The following is a 2,161-nucleotide window of genomic DNA, read 5'->3' on the forward strand; positions in this document are numbered from 1 at the left end:
GGTTGGCTCGACACCACCGGACCTACCGAGGGCCTTCCCTCACCTCAACCCGACACGCCGCCACACCCCAAATCTCAAACACTCACTTAACGCCTCGTGCAGCGGAAGGGGCCCTTCTTAACACGTCGCGGCCCGGGTGGTCACCACACCGACCAGGGGGCGTCGCCACGCCGTGACGGCGGGCGAGGAAGAATGGCCCCATGGCGTACGACGCGTTGGTGCTGGTCTCCTTCGGTGGCCCGGAGCGGCCCGAGGACGTTCTCCCATTCCTCCAGAACGTGACCCGGGGCCGGGGGGTGCCCCCGGAGCGACTCGCCGAGGTCGCCGAGCACTACCTGCACTTCGGCGGGGTGTCGCCGATCAACCAGCAGTGCCGCGACCTGCTCGCCGCGATCCGCGAGGACTTCGCCGCCAACGGCGTCGACCTGCCGGTCTACTGGGGCAACCGCAACTGGGATCCGATGCTCGCCGACACCGTCGCGCGGATGCGCGACGACGGGATCACCCGGGCGCTGGCGTTCGTGACGAGCGCGTACGGCGGCTACTCGTCCTGCCGGCAGTACCAGGAGGACATCGCCTCGGCCCGCGCCGCGGTCGGCCCGGACGCCCCGCTGATCGAGAAGCTGCGCCAGTTCTGGGATCACCCCGGCTTCATCGAGCCGCACGCCGACGCGGTCCGCGCCGCGCTGGCCCAGCTCGACCCGGCGAAGCGGGACAGCACCCGGCTGGTCTTCACCGCGCACTCCGTACCGATGTCGGCGGCGGCCACCGCCGGCCCGCACGGCGGCCGCTACACCGCCCAGCTTGAGGAGGTCGCCCGGCTGGTGCACGCCGCGGCCGCGCCCGACCTGGCGTACGACCTGGTCTGGCAGAGCCGGTCCGGGCCGCCGCAGGTGCCGTGGCTGGAGCCGGACGTCAACGACCACCTGGCCACGCTGCCCGAGCAGGGTGTGACGAGCGTGGTGGTCAGCCCGATCGGGTTCGTCTCCGACCACCTGGAGGTGGTGTGGGACCTGGACACCGAGGCGCTGGAGACGGCCAAGCAGCTCGGCCTGGACTTCGTCCGCGCCGGCACCCCGGGGGTCGACCCGCGGTTCGTGGCGATGGTCCGCGAGCTGGTCGGAGAGCGCACCGCCCCGGACGGGGAGCGGCTGCGCCGCCGCCTCGGCGAGCTGCCGGCCTGGGACACCTGCCCGGCGTTGTGCTGCGTGCCCCCGGCCCGCCGGCCCTGAGCCCGACCCGACGACACCCCTGGGGACGACACGATGCTTGACCGCAAGCCGGTGCAGAGCTGGCTCACCGACATGGACGGCGTGCTGGTGCACGAGGGGCAGCCGGTGCCCGGCGCCCCGGAGTTCGTCAAGAAGCTGCGCGCCTCCGGCAAGCCGTTCCTGGTGCTGACGAACAACTCCATCTACACCCCGCGCGACCTCCAGGCCCGGCTGGCCCGGATGGGGCTGGACGTGCCGGAGGAGGCGATCTGGTCCTCGGCGCTGGCCACCGCCCAGTTCCTGGCCGACCAGCGGCCGGGCGGCACCGCGTACGTGATCGGTGAGGCCGGCCTGACCACGGCGCTGCACGCGGTGGGGTACATCCTGAGCGACTTCGCCCCGGACTACGTGGTGCTGGGGGAGACGCGCACCTACAGCTTCGAGGCGATAACCAAGGCGATCCGGCTGATCAACGACGGCGCCCGGTTCATCTGCACCAACCCCGACGCCACCGGCCCGTCGGTGGAGGGCGCGTTGCCGGCTGCCGGTTCGGTGGCGGCGATGATCTCAAAGGCGACAGGCGTCGACCCGTACTTCGTGGGCAAGCCCAACCCGATGATGATGCGCTCGGCGCTGAACACCATCGACGCGCACTCCGAGTCGACCGCGATGATCGGCGACCGGATGGACACCGACATCCTGTGCGGCCTGGAGGCCGGACTGGAGACGATCCTGGTGCTCACCGGCATCAGCAGCCGGACCGAGGCGGAGCGGTACCCGTACCGTCCGTCGCGGATCGTCGACTCGGTGGCCGACTTGATCGACGAGGTCTGAGCCGGGGTCTGCGGCGCTAGCTGTAATGCCCATGAGGGTTGTTGACGGCGTGGCGGCTTGAGACGAGGCGAGACCTCCGGCGAGGTGTGAGGTGCTGACGCCCACACGGAACCGGA

The 2,161-nt window shown here is 71.2% G+C and carries 2 protein-coding genes; both read left to right on the top strand.

Features of this window, described 5'->3' with window-relative positions:
* Positions 1 to 200: 200 nt before the first annotated feature.
* On the top strand, positions 201 to 1,232 hold the full coding sequence (locus FB454_RS34675; protein WP_013287370.1) for a ferrochelatase: 1,032 nt from the start codon (positions 201 to 203) through the stop codon (positions 1,230 to 1,232).
* A gap of 33 nt (positions 1,233 to 1,265) precedes the next feature.
* A complete protein-coding gene (locus FB454_RS34680) occupies positions 1,266 to 2,045 on the top strand; it encodes an HAD-IIA family hydrolase (protein ID WP_013287369.1) in 780 nt (259 codons plus the stop codon).
* Positions 2,046 to 2,161: the final 116 nt, after the last annotated feature.

The sequence above is a fragment of the Micromonospora sp. CNZ297 genome (genome assembly GCF_007827625.1).